Annotated in this window: 18 protein-coding genes and 1 tRNA gene; 12 read left to right on the forward strand and 7 right to left on the reverse strand. The window is 62.2% G+C overall.

What is annotated here, in order from left to right; translation table 11 throughout:
• From guaD to FDM28_RS08070, 5 genes are all read left to right on the forward strand, one after another.
• Complete coding sequence (guaD, locus tag FDM28_RS08050; protein ID WP_138514645.1) at positions 1-1,323, forward strand: guanine deaminase; 1,323 nt, start codon at positions 1-3, stop codon at positions 1,321-1,323.
• Positions 1,324-1,428: 105 nt separating this feature from the next.
• Complete coding sequence (locus FDM28_RS08055) at positions 1,429-2,640, forward strand: MFS transporter (RefSeq protein WP_138514646.1); 1,212 nt, start codon at positions 1,429-1,431, stop codon at positions 2,638-2,640.
• An 18-nt stretch (positions 2,641-2,658) separates the two neighbouring features.
• A complete protein-coding gene (locus tag FDM28_RS08060; RefSeq protein WP_138514647.1) occupies positions 2,659-3,195 on the forward strand; it encodes a deoxycytidylate deaminase in 537 nt (178 codons plus the stop codon).
• Positions 3,192-4,097 (forward strand): KPN_02809 family neutral zinc metallopeptidase, encoded by a 906-nt coding sequence (gene ypfJ / locus FDM28_RS08065; protein WP_138514648.1) that lies wholly within the window; start codon positions 3,192-3,194, stop codon positions 4,095-4,097. Before FDM28_RS08060 ends, ypfJ begins: the two co-directional genes overlap by 4 nt.
• 233 nt (positions 4,098-4,330) lie before the next feature.
• Entirely contained in the window at positions 4,331-5,839 is a 1,509-nt protein-coding gene (locus tag FDM28_RS08070; protein ID WP_138515215.1) for a DEAD/DEAH box helicase, read from the forward strand.
• A 16-nt stretch (positions 5,840-5,855) separates the two neighbouring features.
• Here FDM28_RS08070 and FDM28_RS08075 read toward each other — a convergent pair whose 3' ends face one another.
• On the reverse strand, positions 5,856-6,710 hold the full coding sequence (locus FDM28_RS08075; RefSeq protein ID WP_138514649.1) for a symmetrical bis(5'-nucleosyl)-tetraphosphatase: 855 nt from the start codon (positions 6,708-6,710) through the stop codon (positions 5,856-5,858).
• A 24-nt stretch (positions 6,711-6,734) separates the two neighbouring features.
• Here FDM28_RS08075 and FDM28_RS08080 point away from each other — a divergent pair, with 24 nt between their 5' ends.
• Positions 6,735-8,036, forward strand: coding sequence for a hemolysin family protein (locus tag FDM28_RS08080; RefSeq protein ID WP_138514650.1), 1,302 nt, complete (start codon positions 6,735-6,737; stop codon positions 8,034-8,036).
• A gap of 24 nt (positions 8,037-8,060) precedes the next feature.
• Here the strand turns inward: FDM28_RS08080 and FDM28_RS08085 are convergent, their stop codons facing one another.
• Complete coding sequence (locus FDM28_RS08085; RefSeq protein ID WP_170211661.1) at positions 8,061-8,831, reverse strand: YdcF family protein; 771 nt, start codon at positions 8,829-8,831, stop codon at positions 8,061-8,063.
• A gap of 130 nt (positions 8,832-8,961) precedes the next feature.
• Between FDM28_RS08085 and FDM28_RS08090 the strand changes: the two genes are divergently transcribed.
• The 3 genes from FDM28_RS08090 to FDM28_RS08100 all read left to right on the forward strand — a co-directional run bounded on the left by FDM28_RS08090 (position 8,962) and on the right by FDM28_RS08100 (position 11,004).
• Complete coding sequence (locus tag FDM28_RS08090; RefSeq protein ID WP_276611898.1) at positions 8,962-9,351, forward strand: response regulator transcription factor; 390 nt, start codon at positions 8,962-8,964, stop codon at positions 9,349-9,351.
• Between the two features lie 384 nt (positions 9,352-9,735).
• Complete coding sequence (locus FDM28_RS08095) at positions 9,736-10,338, forward strand: response regulator (RefSeq protein WP_138514653.1); 603 nt, start codon at positions 9,736-9,738, stop codon at positions 10,336-10,338.
• Between the two features lie 42 nt (positions 10,339-10,380).
• A complete protein-coding gene (locus tag FDM28_RS08100; RefSeq protein ID WP_138514654.1) occupies positions 10,381-11,004 on the forward strand; it encodes a response regulator in 624 nt (207 codons plus the stop codon).
• Positions 11,005-11,077: 73 nt separating this feature from the next.
• Here the strand turns inward: FDM28_RS08100 and FDM28_RS08105 are convergent, their stop codons facing one another.
• The 3 genes from FDM28_RS08105 to FDM28_RS08115 are packed head-to-tail and all read right to left on the reverse strand — an operon-like array spanning position 11,078 to position 15,116.
• Positions 11,078-13,624: a PAS domain-containing sensor histidine kinase gene (locus FDM28_RS08105; RefSeq protein WP_138514655.1), complete on the reverse strand. Its 2,547-nt coding sequence runs from the start codon at positions 13,622-13,624 to the stop codon at positions 11,078-11,080.
• Positions 13,625-13,635: 11 nt separating this feature from the next.
• A complete protein-coding gene (locus FDM28_RS08110; RefSeq protein WP_138514656.1) occupies positions 13,636-14,007 on the reverse strand; it encodes a response regulator transcription factor in 372 nt (123 codons plus the stop codon).
• On the reverse strand, positions 14,004-15,116 hold the full coding sequence (locus FDM28_RS08115; protein ID WP_138514657.1) for a sensor histidine kinase: 1,113 nt from the start codon (positions 15,114-15,116) through the stop codon (positions 14,004-14,006). Before FDM28_RS08115 ends, FDM28_RS08110 begins: the two co-directional genes overlap by 4 nt.
• A 201-nt stretch (positions 15,117-15,317) precedes the next feature.
• Here FDM28_RS08115 and FDM28_RS08120 point away from each other — a divergent pair, with 201 nt between their 5' ends.
• Genes FDM28_RS08120 through FDM28_RS08130 form a run of 3 tightly spaced genes read left to right on the forward strand, consistent with a single transcriptional unit; the run spans position 15,318 to position 19,408 of the window.
• On the forward strand, positions 15,318-15,830 hold the full coding sequence (locus FDM28_RS08120; protein ID WP_138514658.1) for a putative pterin-binding protein: 513 nt from the start codon (positions 15,318-15,320) through the stop codon (positions 15,828-15,830).
• 26 nt (positions 15,831-15,856) lie between these two features.
• Positions 15,857-18,199, forward strand: coding sequence for an ATP-binding protein (locus tag FDM28_RS08125; RefSeq protein ID WP_138514659.1), 2,343 nt, complete (start codon positions 15,857-15,859; stop codon positions 18,197-18,199).
• A gap of 42 nt (positions 18,200-18,241) precedes the next feature.
• On the forward strand, positions 18,242-19,408 hold the full coding sequence (locus FDM28_RS08130) for a hybrid sensor histidine kinase/response regulator (RefSeq protein ID WP_138514660.1): 1,167 nt from the start codon (positions 18,242-18,244) through the stop codon (positions 19,406-19,408).
• Between the two features lie 53 nt (positions 19,409-19,461).
• Here the strand turns inward: FDM28_RS08130 and FDM28_RS08135 are convergent, their stop codons facing one another.
• Together FDM28_RS08135 and FDM28_RS08140 are read right to left on the reverse strand one after the other, a co-directional pair.
• The gene (locus FDM28_RS08135) at positions 19,462-20,112 is read right to left on the reverse strand and encodes a hypothetical protein (protein WP_138514661.1); all 651 of its coding nucleotides are present in this window, start codon (positions 20,110-20,112) and stop codon (positions 19,462-19,464) included.
• Positions 20,113-20,387: 275 nt separating this feature from the next.
• Positions 20,388-20,463 (reverse strand) — tRNA-Thr (locus tag FDM28_RS08140).
• Between the last annotated feature and the right edge of the window lie 28 nt (positions 20,464-20,491).

Genomic DNA, 20,491 nt, shown 5'->3' on the forward strand with positions numbered 1-20,491 from the left:
ATGAACGCCTATCGCGCCTCCCTTCTCTGGTTTGCCCCCCGCAGCGAGGGCGTGGCCCGTGCCTTGTATGAGCAAGACGGCCTGCTGGTCGTCGGCCCCGACGCTCAAGGCCGCCAGGTGGTGCAGGCCGTCGGTGCGTACAGCACCGTATCAAAGCAGTACCCGCAGGTGCCGGTACAGCATTTTCCCGGGCGCATCATCGCGCCGGGGTTTATTGACCTGCACATCCACTACCCGCAGATCGATGTCATCGGGTCGCCCGCCAGCGGTTTGCTGCCCTGGCTGGAGAACTACACCTTTCCAGAAGAAAATCGCTTCTCAGCCCAGGACCACAGTGCGCAAGCAGCTACGTTTTTTGTAGCAGAGCTGCTGCGCAACGGGGTCACCACCGCGCTCACCTTTGCCACTTCGCACCCCGAATCGGTCAACGCCTTGTTCACCGAGGCGCAAGCACGACACATGCGCCTGATCACCGGGCTGGTGCTGATGGACCGCCATGCGCCGGACTACCTGGTGAACCAGGGGCAGGGCAGCGTGAGCGGCACCGAGCAAAGCCTGCGCGACACCGAGTCGCTGATCCAGCGCTGGCACGGCGTGGATCGCCTGGGTTACGCCATTACGCCGCGCTTTGCGCCCACCAGTACCGATGCCCAGTTGCGCGGCGCGGGCGAGTTGGCCAAGCAATACGGAGATGTGTGGATCCAAAGCCATGTGGCCGAGAACAAGGACGAAATCACCTGGGCGCGCGAGCTGTTCCCGGCATCCCGCTCCTACCTCGCCACCTACGACGATTTCGGCCTAATGCGCGACCGCGCCATCTACGCCCACTGCATCCATTTTGATGATGATGATCGCGCTCTGATGCGCGACACCGGCGCGGCCGCGGCCATCAGCCCCACCAGCAACTTGTTCTTGGGTAGCGGATTCTTTGACTACGAAGGTGCCGACCGCGTGGGCTATCACTACGGCCTGGCCAGCGATGTGGGCGGTGGCACGTCGTTCAGCCCCTTCCACACCATGCTGGCTGCGTATTACGTGGGCCGGGAGGGCCAGACCAAGCCCGGCCTCTCGCTCTCGCCCCAGCACCTATGGTGGCAGCACACTGCCGGTGCCGCAGGCGCTTTGGGGCTGGATGGCGCGAACGGTGGGCCTGCAGTGGGCAACCTGCTGCCCGGTTGCGAGGCCGACTTCGTGGTGCTCAACCCCCAAGCCACACCACTGCTGGCCCGCAAGACGGCGTTGGCGTCCAACCTCGACGAGCTGCTGTTCAGTCTGATCGTGTTGGGTGACGACCGCTTGGTCGAGAAGACCGTCATCTCGTAAGATTTGTAAGCCATTGAGGCCTCTAGCGCCCGTGGAGTTTGCGCAAGCAGCTCCTGTTTTGATAGCGATGGGTTCCCTGAGCCCTCGCGCCACCCCAAGGATTTCATGACGTTGAAAGATGCATCCGCCCCGTTGACCCGGTTTCAAATTACCTTGGTGATTCTGGCGCTCGCGTGTGGTGGCTTCGGTATTGGTACCGGCGAGTTCGCCATCATGGGCTTGTTGCCGGATGTGGCTGCTACCTTCCAAGTGACCACGCCGCAGGCGGGCTATGTCATCAGCGCCTATGCCTTGGGCGTGGTGGTCGGCGCGCCGCTGATTGCGATTGCGGGGGCCAAAGCCTCGCGCCGGTCGTTGTTGCTGGTGCTCATGGCGGTGTTCACCGTCGGCAATCTGGCCAGTGCCCTGGCGCCAGACTTCTGGAGTTTTACCCTGCTGCGCTTTCTGACCGGCTTGCCGCACGGCGCCTACTTCGGGGTGTCGGCGTTGGTGGCGGCCTCGCTGGTGCCGGTGCAGATGCGGGCGCAGGCGGTTGGCTACGTCATGCTCGGTCTTACCGTGGCCACGTTGTTGGGCACGCCGGTGATGGCGTATTTCGGCCAGTCGCTCAACTGGCGCGTCTTGTTTTTGTCAGTGGGGCTGATTGGTGCGCTCACTGTCACGCTGATCTGGTTCTACCTGCCGCGCGACCAAGCCCATGAGGGCGCCAGCGTGATGCGCGAGCTGGTGGCGTTCACCCACCCGCAGGTGCTGCTGACCCTCACCCTGGCCGCCACCGGCTTTGGCGGCATGTTTTCCATCTTCTCCTACATCGCCAGCACTGCCACCGAGGTGGCGCACATGCCCGCCGTCATGATTCCGTTGATCATGGCCCTGTTCGGCGTCGGCATGAATGTGGGCAATGTGGTGGGCTCCAAGCTGGCCGACATTGCGCTGATGGGCACCATCGGGGGCATGCTGGTGTTCAACGTGGTGGTGATGACCTTGTTCAGCCTGACCGCCGCAACGCCCTGGATGCTGTGCACCTGCACCTTTTTGATCGGGTGCACCTTTGCCGCCGGCCCGGCCATCCAGACCCGCCTGATGGATGTGGCCTCCGACGGGCAGACGCTGGCCGCCGCCTCCATGCATTCGGCCTTCAACATTGCCAATGCCTTGGGCGCGTGGCTGGGCGGCTTGGTGATTACCTTGGGTTTTGGCTACGCGGCCACCGGCTACGTGGGGGCTGTACTGTCCCTGGTGGGTTTGTTGGTGTTTGCCGCATCGGTGCTGCTGGAGCGGCGCAGCAGCCCGGGTTTGCGGCCGGTGCTAGACTGACTAAAACCCTTGCATGCTATGAAAAACGATTCCCTGATTCACTGGCATTCCATGTTCATGGGCGTGGCGCTTCTCGCGGCTGCCCGCTCCAAAGACGCCCGCAAGCGCAATGGCGCCTGCATCGTCAGCCCGGACAACAAGATTTCAGGGGTCGGCTACAACGGTTTGCCGCGTGGTTGTGACGATACCGACGAGCACTACTGGCAGGACGACGACAGCGATCCGCTCAACTCCCGCCACAGCTACATCGTGCATGCCGAGCAGAACGCCATCCTCAACTGCACCACGCTGCCGCTGCATGGCTCCACCATTTATGCCACCCAGTACCCGTGCCCGCGCTGCGTGCAGTCCATCATCCAGGTGGGTATCAAGCGCGTGGTGTATCTGGACAAAAAAGCCCACCAGGACCGCGTCAACGGGGCCTCCGAAAAAATGCTGGCCGATGCGGGGGTAGAGATCGAGTCCCTGCAAGCCTTGCAGCCCGAGTCGGCCGATTGGTCGGCGGAGCTGGCGCAATTCATTGAAAACTCCACCCAAGGAAAGCCCGCACCATGAAATGGGAAGGCAACCGCGAGTCTGACAACGTCGAAGATCGCCGCAGCGGTGGCGGAGGGGGCTTCAGTGGCGGCGGCGGCGGGCTCGGTCCCTTGGGTGCGCTGCTGAGCGGGCGGCTGGGCGTGGGTACTATCGTGATTGCCTTGTTAGGGGGCTGGGTGCTGGGCATCAACCCCCTGACCATTCTGGGCGTGCTGAGTGGCGATGGCGCGCCAGTCGCCCATGTGCAGCAAGTGCCTGCCCAGCGCCCTCCAGCCGATGACAAGATGGCCAAATTCGTATCCACCGTGCTGGCAGATACCGAAGACGTGTGGGGTGAGGTTTTTAGCAAAGGCGGCGGCACCTACCGCAACCCCAAGCTGGTGCTTTTTCGGGGGGCGACGCCCACCGCCTGCGGCCAGGGCCAGAGCGCCATGGGGCCTTTTTATTGCCCTGCCGATCAAAAGGTCTATATCGACCTCGGTTTTTACGAGACCTTGCAAAAGCAATTGGGCGCGCCGGGCGACTTTGCACAGGCCTATGTGATCGCCCATGAGGTTGGCCACCATGTGCAAAACCTGCTGGGCATCAGTGCCAAGGTGCAGGAAGCCCGCGGCCGCGCGAGCGCCACCGAGGGCAACGCCCTGAGCGTGCGCTTGGAGCTGCAGGCGGATTGTTTCGCCGGCGTCTGGGCACACCACGCCAACAATGCCCGCCAGCTGCTGGAAGAGGGCGATGTAGCCGAGGCCATGAACGCCGCCGCCAAGATCGGCGACGATGCCTTGCAGCGCGGTTCAGGCCGCGCGGTGGTGCCCGAGAGCTTTACCCACGGCAGCAGTGCCCAGCGCCAGCGCTGGTTCGACAAGGGCCTGAAAACCGGCAGCGTCAAGGGCTGCGACACGTTTTCTAGCCGGACCATATAGCCCCCACGCTCCGCCGCTTTGCGGGTCGCTGCCCCCCGAGGGGGCTATTTCCCCTTGGGGCGGCCCTTCGTGGAAATTGGGAACTAGAGGATAATCGGGATTTGCCCTGACTTCCTTCGGGCGACCCGCTATCGGATGGATAGCACTCTTTATGGCTATGCCTTACCGATTTGATTACTGAATTGACTCCTACTCCCGTGAACTCCAACGAGCTCACCTCGGACACCCCCACCATGGCTTTCGCCCAGTTGCAACTGGCGGACCCTATCGCCCGCGCAGTGGCCGAAATGGGCTACGAGACCATGACGCCCATTCAGGCGCAGGCCATTCCTGTCGTGCTGACCGGCAAAGATGTGATGGGCGCTGCCCAGACCGGTACCGGCAAAACCGCTGCTTTCGCGCTGCCATTGCTGCAGCGGATGATGAAGCACGAAAACGCCTCCACCTCCCCCGCCCGCCACCCCGTGCGCGCTCTGGTGCTTTTGCCGACCCGCGAGTTGGCGGACCAGGTGGCCCAGCAAGTCAAGCTGTATGCCAAGTACACCAACCTGCGCAGCGCCGTGGTGTTCGGCGGCATGGACATGAAGCCCCAGACGATCGAGCTGAAAAAAGGCGTCGAAGTGTTGGTGGCCACTCCCGGCCGTCTGCTGGACCATATCGAAGCCAAAAACGCGGTACTCAACCAGGTGGAGTACGTGGTGCTGGACGAAGCCGACCGCATGCTGGACATCGGCTTCCTGCCGGACCTGCAGCGCATCCTGAGCTACCTGCCCAAGACGCGCACCACCTTGCTGTTCAGCGCCACGTTCTCGCCCGAGATCAAGCGCCTGGCCAATAGCTACCTGCAAAACCCGGTGACCATTGAAGTGGCGCGCTCCAACGCCACAGCTTCCACCGTGGAGCAGCATTTCTACAGTGTGGGTGAGGACAACAAGCGCCACGCGCTGCACCAGATCCTGAAACAGCGCGGCATGAAGCAAGCCTTTGTGTTTGTGAACAGCAAGCTGGGTTGTGCCCGCTTGGCCCGTTCGCTGGAGCGTGAAGGCCTCAAAACCGCTGCGCTGCACGGCGACAAGAGCCAGGACGAGCGCCTCAAGGCGCTGGAAGCCTTCAAAAAAGGCGAAGTCGATCTGCTGGTGTGTACCGATGTGGCCGCGCGCGGCCTGGACATCAAAGACGTGCCTGCGGTGTTTAACTTCGACATTCCCTTCAACGCCGAAGACTATGTGCACCGCATTGGCCGCACCGGCCGCGCCGGCGCTTCCGGTTTGGCGGTGACCTTTGTGGGCGGCGGTAACGATGCGCGCCTGCTGGCCGACATTGAAAAGCTGATCAAGACCAAGATCGAGCTGGAAGCAGTGGAGTTTGACGAAGACCGCCCGGACATCCGCAGCCAAGGCCGTATTAACGATGGCCGCCGCATGTACGCCGAAGGCGGCGACAATGGCCGGGGTCCGCGTGCCGAGGGCCGTGGTGATGGTCGGGGCGATCGCGGGGAAGGCCGTGGCCGCAGCCACAGCAATGAGCGGGATGATGCCTACCGTACCCGGGCTCCCCGTGACCATGGTCGCCCGGCACCCGCACCGCGCGATCCGTTTTTTGACAAGCCTTACGAGCCCAGCGCCCCGGCCACCGAGGCCGCTGCACCCTCGTGGGAAACTGCCGCCAAGCCTGCTGGCCGCAGCATTTCTGCCAACATCAAGCCCAAGCGCAAGGTAGCGGCGCTGTTCAAGTCCGCCTGATCGCGGATGGGTAGGCTCAGTCCCCGGGCGGTTGGGATTGGGCGCACTTCACTTGCAGTAGCTCGGTGTCCAGCCCGCCATCGGTGGTGGGGGACACCCGCAGCGCACTCAGGCAGCCCCCCCAGACGCAGCCGCTGTCCAGCGAAAACACGTCGTTGCGGTTGAGCCAGCCCAGCGTGGACCAGTGGCCGAATGCCACTACATGGTCTGCCGTTTGCCGATCCGGCGCATCGAACCAGGGCACATAGCCTTCGGGCGTATCCGCCAAACCACCGGAGTGGGCAAATTCCATGGCGCCTTCCGGGGTGCAATAGCGCATGCGGGTGAGGGCGTTCACGATGACCCGCAGCCGGTCGGCGCCTTGCAGGCTGTCGCTCCAACGGTCCGGGCCATTGCCATACATCTGCGGGAAGAAGCTGGCGGCGTCCGGGCTTTGCAATACGGCTTCTACCTCGCCGGCCAGTGCTATGGTTTTAGTAGCTGTCCACGCAGGCAGGACGCCCGCATGGAGCATTAAAAGCTCTTTTTTCCCTACCGTTTCCAGCAGCGCCAACTTTTGCTGGTGCAGCCAGTGCAACAGGGCCGGGGCGTCTTCGGCCTGCAGTAGCTCGGTCAGCGTGTCCTTTTTGCCAGGCTTGCGCACGCCGTAGTGCGTGGCCAGCAGGTGCAGGTCGTGGTTACCCAGCACGCTGCGCGCCGCATTGCCATAGCGCATCAGCCGGCGCAGCACCTGTGCAGACTCCGGGCCGCGGTTGACCAGGTCGCCCAGCAGGTAGAGCGTGTCGCGGCTGGGGGAGAAGTCGATCAACTGGGTGAGCCGCTCCAGCGCGCTGTCGCAGCCCTGAACATCACCGATAAGGTACATTGCCATGGTCGTGATTCTCGCTGGCCTTTCATGGATTTTTTGATCATTCTTGTCCTCACTTTGCTCAATGGCGTGTTCGCCATGTCCGAGTTGGCGCTCACGGCCAGCCGCAAAGTCCGTTTGCAGACCATGGTCGAGGCGGGGGACAAGGGGGCCAAGGCGGCGCTGGCGCTGCTGGACAACCCCACGCAGTTTTTGTCGGTGGTGCAGGTGGGCATTACGTCCATCGGCATGCTCAACGGCATCGTGGGCGAGGCGGCGTTCAGCGATGGCGTGTCGCAGTGGCTGGAGGCGAACTTCACCATGTCGCACCGGGTGGCCGAGGTGTCTGCCACGGCGCTGGTGGTCACGGGCATTACCTTCATCACCATCTTGTTCGGGGAACTGGTGCCCAAGCGCATCGGGCAGCTTTACCCCGAAACGGTAGCCCGCGCGCTGGCCATTCCCATGACCTGGGTGGCCACCGGTGCCAAACCTTTTGTGAAGCTGCTGGCCTATGCCACCCACACCACCTTGCAGTTGTTGCGCCTCACGGCCACGGACAACCGCGCGGTGACGGAAGAAGAAATCTCGGCCAGCCTCGAAGAGGGCGTAGACGCCGGCATCATCGAAGAGCATGAGCACCAGATGGTGCGCAATGTGTTCCACCTCGACGACCGGCCGCTGACCAGCATGATGCTGCCCCGCGTGGATATTGACTGGTTGGATGCTTCGCTCTCGGTCAAAGACGCCTTGCAGCGAGCCTCCGGCACCGGACAAGGGCTCAGCCACTCTTGGTACCCGGTGTGCCGGGGCTCTTTGGACAATGTGGTGGGTTTGGTGAGCGTGTCGCGCTTGCTGGCAGCGGGTGCGGAGCACACCGGCGCTCTGGATTCGCTGGCGGAGCAGGCGGTGTTTGTGCCCGAAACGCTCACGGGCATGGAGCTGATTGAGCAGTTCCGCGTCAAGTCGGCGCGCATGGTGTTTGTGGTGGACGAGTACGGCGTGGTGCAAGGCCTGATGACGCCGCACGACCTGCTGGAGGCCATTACCGGTGAGCTCAAGCCCGATGCCCAGGAGCAGGCGTGGGCCACTCTGCAAGATGATGGGCAATGGTTGCTGGACGGCCTGATGCCGGTAGGCGAACTCAAAGCCCGGTTGGATATTGAAGACGATTTGCCGGACGAAGAACGTGGCCGCTACAACACCCTGGCCGGCTTGTTGATGGCGGTGACCGGCCAGCTGCCCCAGCCCGGCGCCTTGGTGGTGGTGGGGGAGTGGACCTTTGAGGTGGTGACCCTGGAAGGCCGCCGTATCGACCAGGTGCGGGCGTACCGCCATGTGGCCACCTAGGCCGGCAACACAGCCCGCCTGTGCCTACAGCCTGCCAGCCAGGCGGTAGGCAACCAGCCCTATCAGTTCGTTGAGCACCAGCTGCCAGTCTGACACGCCGCCTTGCAGCGAATACCGGGTCCACACCACCGGGAATTCCGCCCGGTAGTCCACCGGGTAGGCGGTGACATTCCAACCGGCTTTTTCAAAGGTGGCCATGGAGCGCGGCATATGCCACGCCGAGGTCAATAGCAACCAGCGTGCGCGGGGGTCTACCCCTGGCAGCCGGGCGGTGAGCAGCGCATTTTCATAGGTGTTGCGCGACACCGCTTCGTAGCGCACCTGGCTGGCAGGAATCCGGAAGCTCTCGTAAAACACCCGCGCCCGCTCGGCCTCGCTGGGGCCGCCGCCTTGCGGATCGCCCTCGCCACCGGTGTAAATCAGTGGCAGCTGCGGGTGTCGCAGCGCCAGTGCGGCAGACACGGCAAGCCGCTCACCGCCGTCGTTGATCAGCGCGTGGGCATGGTTTTGCTGCACCCGCCCGGCCGCCGTTCCGCCACCCAGCACCACCACGCCGGCGTAGCCCTGCACATCGGCGTTCAGCGGTATTTCGGGATAGCGCGCCTCCAGCTGGCGAATCAGCAGCTCCGGCAAGGGCTGCCAGCCGATCAGCACCAGCAGCCCGATGCCCGCACCCAGCAAGGGCCTCACCGCGCGCGGACGCCGCGCCGCGAGCACCCAGGTCGCAGCCAACAGCAGCAACAGCCAGAACAAAGGCTGGGTGAACCACCCCACGAGCTTGGAAAAAATAAACATGAAATCTATGGGAGGCCACAAGTTGATAGAAAGTTTTGGCATCGAAATGCGGTTTTATTCAACACAAAAAAACGAATTTTCGATAAAGTCGATTTAAATGTTTTAATTCATTTAATTCCATGAAAAAACAATTCTCTCGGTTGAAGACACCCCCGGCATTCGCCGTTTGATCCGCATGACGCTCGAATATATGGGCTTTCATGTGCTGGAGGCCGCCGACGGTGCAGAAGGATTGGCCATGGCGCGTGAGCACCGCCCCGATTTGGTGCTCATGGATGTGCGCATGCCCGGTGTCAGTGGCCTGACCGCCTGCGAAACCATGCGTGCCGATGCACTGCTCAAAGACATTCCAGTAGTGATGCTGTCTTCCGCCGACCACCAGGCCGACATTGATGCCGGTATGGCCAGTGGTGCCAAGGCTTACCTGGTCAAGCCCTTCCAGCCGGTAGAGCTGATCTATCTGGTGACCCGCCTGATCGAAGAAGCCGACCCCGGCTTTGAAGTCAGCCCCTCGCTTTGAAGCGACTCCCCATGTTTGTCTACGCATCGTTCAGCAATGGGCCGGGCCTGAGCGTTGTGCATTTGTTCCCTCTGGCCCGCGCCCACGTTTTCACACTCTCCCCACTTGAAAGGAATCACTTCCATGGCACTCGTTAAAAAAGCCGTCAGCGCACACGCCAGTGCCGCTTCCGACACTTCCGCCCGTTCTTCTGCTGCGGTAATCGTTGCAGAGCGCGTGCAATGGCATTTGTATAGCTGATACGGTAAAGAAGTTGATGTGTTTTGTTTGAATCAAACGCTTAAATCGATTTTGTTTTTTAAATTCAAAAAACATTTATAATAAAATATTCGGCTAAAGTGTGGATTTGATAACTTTAAGCTATCGCTACCGGAGATCCTATTTATGAACGCAGAACGTGATGTGTTGACCACGCAGCAAGCCGCCAAGTTGCTAGGCTTGTCCACCACCTCGGTGCAAAAAATGGTCATCAGCGGGGAGCTGGACGCATGGATCACCCCCGGCGGGCACCGCCGCATCTTCCGCACCAGCGTGGAGCAACTGCTCAACTCCCGCAGCACCGGCCTCGCCGGTGTAACTGCTGCCCGCCCCCTGCGCATCCTGCTGGTGGAGGACGACCCGGTGCAGATCGCCTTTTTCAAAGCCCTGTTGGCCCGCATTGGCCATCCGGCGCAGCTCACCATCATCAACGAGGCCGCCCACGCGCTGGCCCATGTGCGCGCCATGCACCCGGACTTGCTGGTGACCGATTTGGTCATGGAGCCCATGGACGGTTTCACCCTGGTGGAAGCGCTGGGCGAAGACGAGGAGCTGGAGGGCCTGAACATCATCGCCCTCACCGCCATGACGCCGCAAGAGTTGAATGCCGACGCCCGCTTGCCCAACTGGGTGGTGCGCTACCAGAAGCCCTTGAGTGCCGATCGCCTGTGCGGTTATCTGGACGCACTCACGGTACGTCTTTTAGAGCGGGAAGCTATGCTCGCTTAGCGCGAGGTGCTATTGAAAATATAGCAAACATGTTGCCCGTTCATGCGCAAAATCTCCAGCAATGACGAACTCATGACCACCCGCGAAGTCGGGGAGGTGCTGGGCGTGGCCGTACGTACGGTGCAGCTCTGGGTGGAGTCAGGTGTATTGCCCGCTTGGCGCACGGCCGGCGGACACCGGCGCATTCTGCGCAGTGCGGTCGACAAGCTGCGGCAAGAGCGCACCGGCATGTTGGCGCCTGTGGTGCATGGCACCCGGGAGCCCGCCAGCCGCGCGCTGCGCATGCTGGTGGTGGAGGACGATGCCCACTTGCGCCAGCTCTTCTCTTTGATGGTGGAGGGGTGGGATTTCCCGGTGGAACTCAGCACCGCCAGCGATGGCTTTCAAGGCCTGGTACGGATTGGCCAGTGGATGCCCGATATGGTAGTGACCGATCTCAACATGCCCGGCATGAATGGCTTTGACATGGTGCGCTCCCTCACCCAAGCGGGCTCTGGCTATGCGAACCTGCAGGTGGTGGCGGTGACCGGCTTCAGCGCCAGTGAGGTCGCCGAGCGTGGCGGCCTGCCGGAGGGTACGGCGGTGTTCCGCAAGCCGGTGGACTTTGAGAGGCTGGAGTCGCTGGCCCGCAGCCGCCAGCTCCACGCCCAAAGCCTGTCCGCTTGATCGGGCACGCAGACTGAGCGCTTTTTGCGCCCGTTGCTCCCCGCACCTTCTTTGTGTTTTTTTCCGCCGCCGCTCAGGCGAGCGGTATCCACAAGCTGGCGGTCGTACCTTCGCCAAAGCTGCTTTGCAGCGTCACGCGGCCTTTGTGCAGCTCGGCAATCTCTTTCACCAGACTCAGGCCCAGCCCGGTGCCGGGAATATTGCCCGACGCATCGGCCCGGTAAAAGCGCTCAAACGCGCGCCCCAACTGCTCTGCGGTCATGCCGATGCCCTGGTCCCGCACATCGATCACGGCATAGCGCTGGCCCTCGTCCGCCTCGGTGCGCACGGTGACCCGCACATCCCCGCCGTGGGGCGAGTACTTGAACGCGTTGGCAATCAGGTTGACCAGCGCCTGCTGCATTTTTTCGGGGTCCATCAGCACTTGCAGGTCCGGCACCGGGGCCAGCAGTACGGGGCGGTCGGTGTCCTTGAGCATCAGGCTCTGGATGCTGCTGTCCACCATCGCAGCCAGGGGCTGGGGGGTGATTTGCATGTCCAGCCCGCCGCGGGACTCGATGCGGGCCAGGTCCAGCAACTCATTGAGCATTTTCACCAGCAGGCCCGATTGCTTGTGGATGGTTTGCAGCATGTCGGTCTGCCGCTGTTCGGTGAATTTGCGGCGGGTGAGCAGCTCCGAAAAGCCAAAGATGCTCACCATGGGCGTGCGCAGCTCATGGGCGGCGGCGGTGAGAAATTCGCTCTTCATCCGGTCCACCTGGTCTTCGTGGGTGATGTCGCGGAAGTACAAAATCGTCTCGCGCCGGCCCGCCTCGTTGCGCCGCGAGCGTGCTTGCACCACCCGGCGTTGCGGGCGCACGAGTTGGAGCCTTTCCTCCCAAGACGCATCAGGCTGATCGCCACGCATCACGGGCAGGGGGAGCGATTCATCGCACAAACTGCGCAACTCGGCTTCAAAGTCCGCCAAGGTCAACGGGGTTTGTGGGTCCGGGTGCAGGCCGGTAATGCGCTCCAACGCGGGGTTGGCAAATACCAAGCGGTCATGCGCATCAAACATGACAAAACCATCGGGGCTGAGGCTGAAAATGGTGTCCAGCTGCGCGCGGCGCTCCGCCATGGCTTCCTCGGCACGCACACGGGCGGTGATGTCGGAGACGATGCCCACGAAGTGCGTCAAGGTGCCTTGGTCGGATTTGACGGGTGAGAGCGACACTTCGGCGATCTGTATCTGCCCGTTGTCCAGCTCGCGCCGTATGGTCACATTGGCATTGCGGTGCTCCCGCACGGCCAGGGTGAGTTCGTGCACGCCGGGGTCATCGGCATTGCGGCCGCGCAGCAGGGCCAGGCCTTCGCCCAGAATGTCCCAACGCGGCAGGTTCACAAACTTCTGGAACGCGTCGTTGATGTAGACGATGGGCTGGTGCTCCATCTTGCCGTTGGTGATGAACACCGCGTTGTGGCTGCTGGCCAGCGCCCGCTCGTACAGCTCGGAGGTTTCTTGCGCCGCCCGCTCGTCGGTCAGGTCGCGCACGATGCAGGCGTAGCGCAAGGCCGGGTCGTTCTTCACTTCGCCCAGGCAAATTTCCACCGGGAAGGGGGTGCCATCTGCGCGCATGCCCATGAAGTCGTGGCGGGTGACGCGGCTGATGCTCAGGATGTGCTCCATGCCTTCGCCGAACATGGCGTGCAGGGCCTGCGCGTCCAGGCCGGGCACGCAGCGGTCAATCATCTGGCCCTCAATGTCTTCCGCGGTGCGCCCGAAAATGCTGCTCGCGGCAGGGTTGGTGCTGGTGACCCGGCCAAACTCATCGAGGCCGATGATGGCCTCGGCCGCTGTATTCACAATGGCCTGCACCCGGTTCACCTGCGCAGCCATGCCCCGGCTGGCCTGGTTGATGGCGGCTTGCAGGGCGTGGGCCTCGGTGCTGGCGCCCTGCAGGTGCAGCTCCTCGCCCATGCGCAGGGGAATCATGGCGGCAAACTCGGTGAGTTCGCGCACCGGGCGCAATACCCGGCGGATGATGAGGTACAGGCACACCATCACCACCGCCCAGCGTGCCAGGGTGCCGCCTAAAGCCTGCACGGTCAGGCTGCGCAGCACGCTGTTTTGTTCGTCCAGGCTGTAGTCCACGCGCACCCACACATTGGCGTCGGGGTTGCTGCTGTCTGCTTCTTGCCACGCTACATAGCGCGTGTCTTCCATATGGCTGGCCGGCAGGCCGGCGGCCCGCTGTGCCGGGTCCAGATGCGCGCCGGTGTACACGTGCACGCCATCGCGTTGGCGGCGGGCTTCAATCAGGTTGATGCCGGTGGCCCGGTAAATGCTGATGCGCTCAATGTTGGGCAGTTGCACCGCATCGATGGCACTGGATTGCAGGTTGTTGAGTTGCTCGGTCACCAATGCTGCGGCGCTGTTGCCGGCCACCATGCGGGCAATGGCGCTGGCATTGCCCTCGGCCATGTGCTGCATGTTGTCGGCAATGCGCCCCAGGGTGTAGCCGCCGAATGCCAGGGTCGCCAACACCATCACTGCCAGCGCAGCCGCCATGATGGTGGTGGTCATGCTGTGCGGCGGCAGCACCTTGCGGCGCCAGCGCGACAGGCCCTGGAGGTAGCGCATGTGTGCTGCGCTCAGGGGACCAGGCGGTCCACCGTGTCCAGCAGCTCAATCGGGCTGAAGGGCTTGACCAGATAGGCATCGCAGCCGGCTTCGTGGCCGCGCTCGATGTCGGTTTTCTGGCCACGTGCGGTCAGCAAAATCACTTTGGTCATGCTGCCCAGAATGGGGTCAGCCTTGATTTTTTCGCAGACCTGGTAGCCGTCCAGCGCACCGGGCATCATCACGTCCAGCAGCACGAGGCGGGGGCGCAATTTTTGGGCGGTGAGCAGGGCGTCTTCACCGTTGTCGGCTTCAAACAGGTCGAAATCCTCACACTCCATGGTCATCATGATGAGTTTGCGGATATCGGGTTGGTCATCCACGATGAGTGCTTTGCGTTTCATGATGCATCCTCTTTCTTGCGACGTGACATGAGTTGGGCCAGGTCTGCGGCGTAGCGCTGGGCCTGTTCCATATCGAGATTGGTTTGCCCGCGTTGCGGGGCACCGGTGGGGAATTCGATCCTCACCCGGGTGTCCTCCCCGTCCACGATAGACATGCGCATGTTGCCGCCGTGCAGGCCCACGATTCGGTTCACCAGCGGCAGGCCCAGGCGACCGTTGGCATGGGTGGTGCGGCGGGCGGTAAAGAGGTCGCGGGTTTCAATGCCTTTGTCTTCCGGGGCAATAGCGCCTTGGTTGCGTACGCTGATCAGCACGTGCTCGCCAGTCAGGGTGTAGCCGATTTGCACCACACAGTCCACACCGCTTTTCACTTCACGGCGGGAGTAGGTGAGGGCGTTGTCAAAACACTCGTGCAGTGCGCGCTTGATGAGGCGGGCGTTGCCGTAAATGGGGGGCAGTGTATTGCCGGGCGCCCGCACTTCGAAGCGCACCTTGGCCTGCAGGGCTTTGGGTTTGAGCTCTTCGACCGTTTGCGTCACCAAGGCTCCGAGGTCCATGCGGTCGTCCATGAGCATGGCTTCTTCGCCAAATACCGCCAGCAGGTCTGCAAGGCGGCGCAGGCGCTCACGCAGCTCGTCGGCAGCCAATTCCAGCCGCGCGCCTTTGTCGCTCTCGGGCAGTTGGCCTAGCAGGCCGGTGAGCTTGCGCATGGGCGGGCCAACTTCGTCTTGCAGCAGTTCAATGATCTGCTCCAACCCCATGCGGCTTTGGATACCGGGGCCGGCGTGGGTTGCTTCAGCCTCAGGGAGTGCGCCCACAAAGGCAATGTCCAGCCCGGAGGGGCCGGCCATGAACACACCCTTCATCTTGTGGCCTTCGCTCACCCCCACTTCGGTCTGGAAGGGCAGCTTCACTCTGCCAAGGGTGATGGCTTGGGCCAGGTTCTTGATGACGACCCGACCGCTCATGGCTTCCACCGGCTTGTCCGGGTGGATGCGCGCCGCCCGGTTGGCATAGGTGGCTACGCCGTTCACCCCGAAGGTGATCATGGGGACCGGCATCGCGTCATACAACGCAAGTACCGAAGGTTGGTGGAAGTTGGTAGCCATAAGAATGGTCCTTGTTTTTGGCTAATGTATCAAATTTATCAAAAATTACAACATGTTCATTTGAAACATTTTAAATGGCTTTTTTGGTGCTTCTGGTCCGTGTTGCGTTAACGATGACAATATTTGAATGTTTTGAATATTTTTGCCAAATAAGCTGTATTTGTCGTATTATTCCAAAAATTTCAAAAAAGGAGTCTTCCCATGCGTGCTGTCCGTTCCTTCTTGTCGCTGGCATCTGTTGCCGTAGCTTTTTTGGTCTCTGCAAGCCAGGTGCATGCCCTGGAGCCAGCCAAGGGCAAAGTCATCCTGACGATTTCCGGCAAAGTGGCCGACAAAAACACGGCCACCGGCGCCGCCTTTGACCTGGACATGCTGGAGAAGCTGCCCCAGCAGACCTTCACGGCCCAAACCCCTTGGGACAAGGCGCCCATCAAGTTCCAAGGCCCGCTGTTGCGTGATGTGTTAGCTGCCGCCAAGGCCAGCGGCACCACCCTGAAGGCGGCCGCTTTGAACGACTACCAGACCACCATTCCGGCCGACGACGCCAAGAATTTTGATGTCATCGTGGCCCACAAAATGAATGGCCAAGCCATCCCCGTCCGTACCAAGGGGCCGCTGTTCATCGTCTACCCGTTTGACAGCAAGGCCGAGCTGCGCTCCACCACCTATTACGAGCGCTCTGCCTGGCAGTTGAAGTCGATCAACGTCGAGTAAGCCTCGCAACCCACTGAGGAGCCTCTGTGCTCACCCTCACCGTGATGCAAAAAAGACGTCTGTGGCTCCTGTTGGCCACAGCGGTCTCGCTTGGGATGGTGGGGTTTCTCTGGAAGCAGGACTACGTGGAGCTGCAAAGCGCCAGACAGCGTCAGTCCGCATTCACCGAGTCGTTTGCTCCTTCGGTGTACCAACTGGAGCGGGAGTACCTGCGCTTCTCGCATGCGGTGGACATGGCCGCCCACAGCCACCACCCCGCCGATGCGGATGCCCTGGACTTTGAGCTCGATTTGCTCCTCAGCCGCCTGGAAGTGGTGGACCAATCCCTCGCGGCAGAAGACTTCCGCAAAACCACAGAATTCACCACGGCGCGCGCGCAACTGGGCGCCGCCGTAGCGCATGCTGACCGCATCCTGCAAGGCAGGGTGGCTACGGAGCACGAGTGGATGCCCCTGGCCCAGGAGCTGCATGCATTGGCACCGGCAATGAATGCGCTCACCATGCGCTCATCGCTGGTGGTCAGCACCGAGCAAGAAGCCTCGTACAAGCAGCAAGTGGCGGCCACCGAGGCCAAGCTGCACCTCTTGGCCAGCCTTGCGGTGCTGTTGCTGGCCTCTGCCATTGCGATCGGCGCCCGGCAAACCCAGGTAGAGCGTGAGCGCAAGCGCTTGCACCGCCTGCACGACGAGCTGCGTCTGGCCAACGAGAAAGCCGAGGCGGCCAACGCCGGCAAGTCGCGCTTTTTGGCCAATATGAGCCACGAGCTGCGCACCCCACTCAACGGCATGCTGGGCATGCTGAGTTTGCTGGAGTTCACGCCGCTCAATGCCCAGCAGGACGATTACATCCAGACGGCCAACCGCTCGGCCAAGCACCTGCTGAGCCTGCTCAACGACATCCTGGATGCCTCGGCCCTGGAGGCCGGCAAGATGAGCCTTAAGCCAGAGCCCGTGATGCTGTCAGCCATGGTGGCGGATGTGCAATCCTTGATGCGACCGGTGGCGCTGGAGAAGCGGCTCACCCTGGAAGTGAGCCAAGACAAGCGCCTTCACCGCTGGGTGCACGCCGACAGCACCCGCGTCAAACAAATCATGCTGAACCTAGTGTCCAACGCGCTCAAATTCAGTGAGCGCGGCACGGTGCGGCTGGAGGTGACGGTGGCCGATGAGCGGCCTCTTGCGGCGGGCGATACCGCCTTGGTGACCTTGCGGGTCACAGACCAGGGCATGGGCATGTCGCCCGAGGTGCTGGACCGCTTGTTTCAGCGTTTTGAGCAGGGGGATGCCAGCAGCGCACGCCGCTTTGGCGGCACAGGGCTGGGGCTGGAGATTTCCCGCAACCTCGCCCGCCATATGGGCGGCGATATCGTGGCCCACAGCGTACCCGGCCAGGGCAGCGAGTTTGTCGCCACCCTGCGCCTGCCGTTGAGCGGGCCACTCACAGACCAGGCCGCAGATGTGGTGACGGTGCGGCGTGAGCCCGGCACCCCCGGCCTGCACGTGCTGGTGGCTGAGGACAACGCCATCAACCGCAAATACATGCAGGCTTTGTTGCTCAACATGGGCCACACGGTGCGTTTTGCCGAGCACGGAGGCCAGGCGGTGCACGCTGTGCAGGAGCAGTTGCCCGACATCGTGCTCATGGACCTGCACATGCCCGACGTGGATGGCCTGCAGGCCACCGAAGCCATACGCCGCTTGCCCAAACCGTATTGCGACCTGCCCATCATCGCGCTCACGGCAGATGTGGTGGACGAATCCCGCGAGCGGGTTCTTGCGGGCGGCATGGACGGCTTTTTGCCCAAACCTGTGAACTTGCATGCCTTGGAGCGCAAGCTGGTGCTCCATTTCGGTGTGCGCGGGGCCTCGGTGGCCTTGCCGTTGGACAAAGTGGCGCCCAAGCCGGTAGAGCCGGTGCCGGCCGCCGTTGCCGCCGCGCCTGTTGCTGCTGAAGCGGCTGAGGCAGCCTCGGCGCCCGAGGTGCCCAAGCCGCGCCGCCGCTTCCGCCCCGGCGATGTGGCGGAGCACCTCAACATGGGCATGATCGGTGAGCTGTGTGTGGGCGTCACTCTGCAGGGCTACCAGTCGCTCCTAGACGGCGTGATGCGCACCGATGCCAACTGCTACACCGACTTGCTGGACGCCCTGCGTGCGGGCCGCACCGATGCGCTACTGGAGCTGGGCCACTCCTTCAAAGGCGTTACCGCCAGCCTGGGGCTGGCCGCCTTGTCGCGCTTGGCGCTCACCATTGAAAAGCAAGGTCACAGTTTCACCCCCGAAGAATGCGCCCAGCACGCGGATGCACTGCATGACTGCTGGAGCACCACCAGCGCCATTTGCGCGCGCATGGGCTTTCTTTCTGCCGGTTGAGCGTGCCGGTGTTTCCCTTATCTCCTGATTGAATGGTTGTGTATGAATGCTTCGGTGCCCGTCATATTGGTGGTGGATGACAGCTATGCGGTGCGTCAGCTCACCATCAATGTGTTGCGCCAGGCCGGCTACACCGTGCTGGAAGCCGAGGACGGCCGGCAGGGCCTGAATATTGCGCTCGAAGAGCGGCCCGATGTGGTGCTGTGCGACATCCACATGCCCTCGCTGGATGGGTGGGGCTTTATGCAGGCGGCGCGCGCCTCAGACACGCTGGCCACCACGCCGGTGCTCATGCTGACCTCGGTGAACGACCGCGACAGCGTGCGCCGCGCCATGGCCGCCGGGGCGGATGACTACCTGAGCAAACCCTGGGCCAAGGCAGAGCTGTTGCAAGCCGTCACGGCCCTGCTGGACAAGGCAGCCCGCTTCAAGGCAGATGTGGAGCGCGAAAAATCCCAGTTGCGCAGCGCGGTGATGGCCACCATTCCGCACGAGCTGCGCACCCCCATGGTTACCCTACTAGGTACCAGCGAGTTGTTGATGCTGCGCCGCAGCCGCTACAGCGAAGCTCGGGTGCAGGAGATGCTGGAGGACATTCACCGCAACGCCAAGAGCCTGACCCGCTTGGTCACCCGCATGATGGATTGGGCCGAGCTCAATGCCGGACGCGATTCCTTGTTGCCCGCCGCCCGGGATGTGGTGGATGTGGTGCCTGCCGTGCGCGATGTGCTGTGGAGCCACCATTTCAGCACCGAGGCACAGGCCGTGCTCAAGCTGGCAGACGCCGAGGTGGACAGCCAAGCCCAGATCTTTGGCGGCCACCCCGTGCAGGTGCGGCTGGAGCCGGCCCGCATACGTTGCTTTGCGCCGGATTTTTTGAAAATCATGACTGAGCTGCTGGTGAATGCGCTGCGGTTTTCCAAGCCGGGCCGCCCCGTGGGCGTAACGGGCAAGCCGCTGGGCCAAGCGGCGTATCAGCTGGATATTGCCAACCTCGGCGTCGCCATGCCGGAGCAATTCATTGCCCAGATCGGTGCGCTCTCACAAGCCAACCGTGCGCAGCACGAGCAGCAAGGCATGGGCCTGGGCCTGGCCATCAGCCAGCTGGCGGCACGGCGCAATGGCGCCAGCCTGCATGTGCCGCGCATTGACGGCCTGCCCACCGTGGTACGGCTGGTATTTGAGATTGAGATTGAAATAGCGGCCTAGCGCTTGCAGAATATGCGCAAACAGCTATTAAAAATATAGCAAATGCGCGGTGCTCAGGTCGGCCACATGGGCGCCATTTGCGCCACCCGGGGGCTGCGGCCTTCTACCACCTGCACCACGACCTTGTGCACCACATAGCCCTCGGGCAAGTCCAGGTAGCCACGGGTGTTGAGCTGGCGGGAGACTTCCACATTCGGCTTGGCTTCGGCCAGCGCGGCGGGTTGGTCCAGCGGCATTTCGCTCAGCTCCCCGTTTTGCTCGCCCACCACCAGAAACTGCAACTGCCCCACCAGCTTGCGCCCCTTGTTGCTCAGGCTCAATTCGTAACGCAGGCGGTTGGAGTAGCCATACACGGCACCGATGCGGAAATGCTCAATCCGCAGGCCCGCAGCGTCTTCCGCCGCCAGCGACTCCATGGCGGCTGCAGACGGCTTGGCGGCAGGGGCGGCGCGGTCGTCCGGTGCGGAGGTAACTTCGGGGGCGGCAGCAGCAGTGACCGGGTTGAAGGCCGCATGGCTGGGGGAGGGCGACGCCGCCTGACTGCCGAACCAGAACCACGCCAGCGAGTACGCGGTCAGCACCAGCAACATGCGCATCTGCTTCAGGGCCAGGTGCCAGCGGGGCGCAATCGGCCACTCGGCCAGCACAGTGGGGGTAGTGAGCCAGCGAGTGAAAGATTTGCCTGCGCTTGTAGCTATCGTCATCGCACATCTACAAGATAAATTGTTATTTACCGATTTTATTGTTTCGGTTAAATAAAAGCAAATTTATCTAAGGTGCCATGCCGCCTTCGCAGAAGCGCTTAAGTTACATAAGCTGAAAGTAGATGACACCGCCAGGGGCGATGTACAAGTATTTCAGTTCCCCTTTGAGAATGGCAAACGCTTGGTGCATGTAGAAACTACTACTTATTTGCCGCGATTGGGGTCCGTGGAGTCGCCGAAAACCCACTGTTTATGCGGGCTGCGGGACTATTTGATGGTGCCGGAGAGATGAATCGAACACCCGACCTTCTCATTACGAATGAGCTGCTCTACCGACTGAGCTACACCGGCTAACCGAGCCCGAAATTATATCGGGCAG

Origin of the sequence: Rhodoferax bucti, from assembly GCF_005876985.1 — a bacterium.
Taxonomy (GTDB): Bacteria; Pseudomonadota; Gammaproteobacteria; order Burkholderiales; family Burkholderiaceae_C; genus Allorhodoferax; species Allorhodoferax bucti.

Bases quoted from the DNA above. Each gene is read 5' to 3' on its own strand.
- guaD (WP_138514645.1), top strand. From the start codon at position 1: ATGAACGCCTATCGCGCCTCCCTTCTCTGGTTTGCCCCCCGCAGCGAG.
- FDM28_RS08055 (WP_138514646.1), top strand. From the start codon at position 1,429: ATGACGTTGAAAGATGCATCCGCCCCGTTGACCCGGTTTCAAATTACC.
- FDM28_RS08060 (WP_138514647.1), top strand. From the start codon at position 2,659: ATGAAAAACGATTCCCTGATTCACTGGCATTCCATGTTCATGGGCGTG.
- ypfJ (WP_138514648.1), top strand. From the start codon at position 3,192: ATGAAATGGGAAGGCAACCGCGAGTCTGACAACGTCGAAGATCGCCGC.
- FDM28_RS08070 (WP_138515215.1), top strand. From the start codon at position 4,331: ATGGCTTTCGCCCAGTTGCAACTGGCGGACCCTATCGCCCGCGCAGTG.
- FDM28_RS08075 (WP_138514649.1), bottom strand. From the start codon at position 6,710: ATGGCAATGTACCTTATCGGTGATGTTCAGGGCTGCGACAGCGCGCTG.
- FDM28_RS08080 (WP_138514650.1), top strand. From the start codon at position 6,735: ATGGATTTTTTGATCATTCTTGTCCTCACTTTGCTCAATGGCGTGTTC.
- FDM28_RS08085 (WP_170211661.1), bottom strand. From the start codon at position 8,831: ATGTTTATTTTTTCCAAGCTCGTGGGGTGGTTCACCCAGCCTTTGTTC.
- FDM28_RS08095 (WP_138514653.1), top strand. From the start codon at position 9,736: ATGAACGCAGAACGTGATGTGTTGACCACGCAGCAAGCCGCCAAGTTG.
- FDM28_RS08100 (WP_138514654.1), top strand. From the start codon at position 10,381: ATGCGCAAAATCTCCAGCAATGACGAACTCATGACCACCCGCGAAGTC.
- FDM28_RS08105 (WP_138514655.1), bottom strand. From the start codon at position 13,624: ATGCGCTACCTCCAGGGCCTGTCGCGCTGGCGCCGCAAGGTGCTGCCG.
- FDM28_RS08110 (WP_138514656.1), bottom strand. From the start codon at position 14,007: ATGAAACGCAAAGCACTCATCGTGGATGACCAACCCGATATCCGCAAA.
- FDM28_RS08115 (WP_138514657.1), bottom strand. From the start codon at position 15,116: ATGGCTACCAACTTCCACCAACCTTCGGTACTTGCGTTGTATGACGCG.
- FDM28_RS08120 (WP_138514658.1), top strand. From the start codon at position 15,318: ATGCGTGCTGTCCGTTCCTTCTTGTCGCTGGCATCTGTTGCCGTAGCT.
- FDM28_RS08130 (WP_138514660.1), top strand. From the start codon at position 18,242: ATGAATGCTTCGGTGCCCGTCATATTGGTGGTGGATGACAGCTATGCG.
- FDM28_RS08135 (WP_138514661.1), bottom strand. From the start codon at position 20,112: ATGACGATAGCTACAAGCGCAGGCAAATCTTTCACTCGCTGGCTCACT.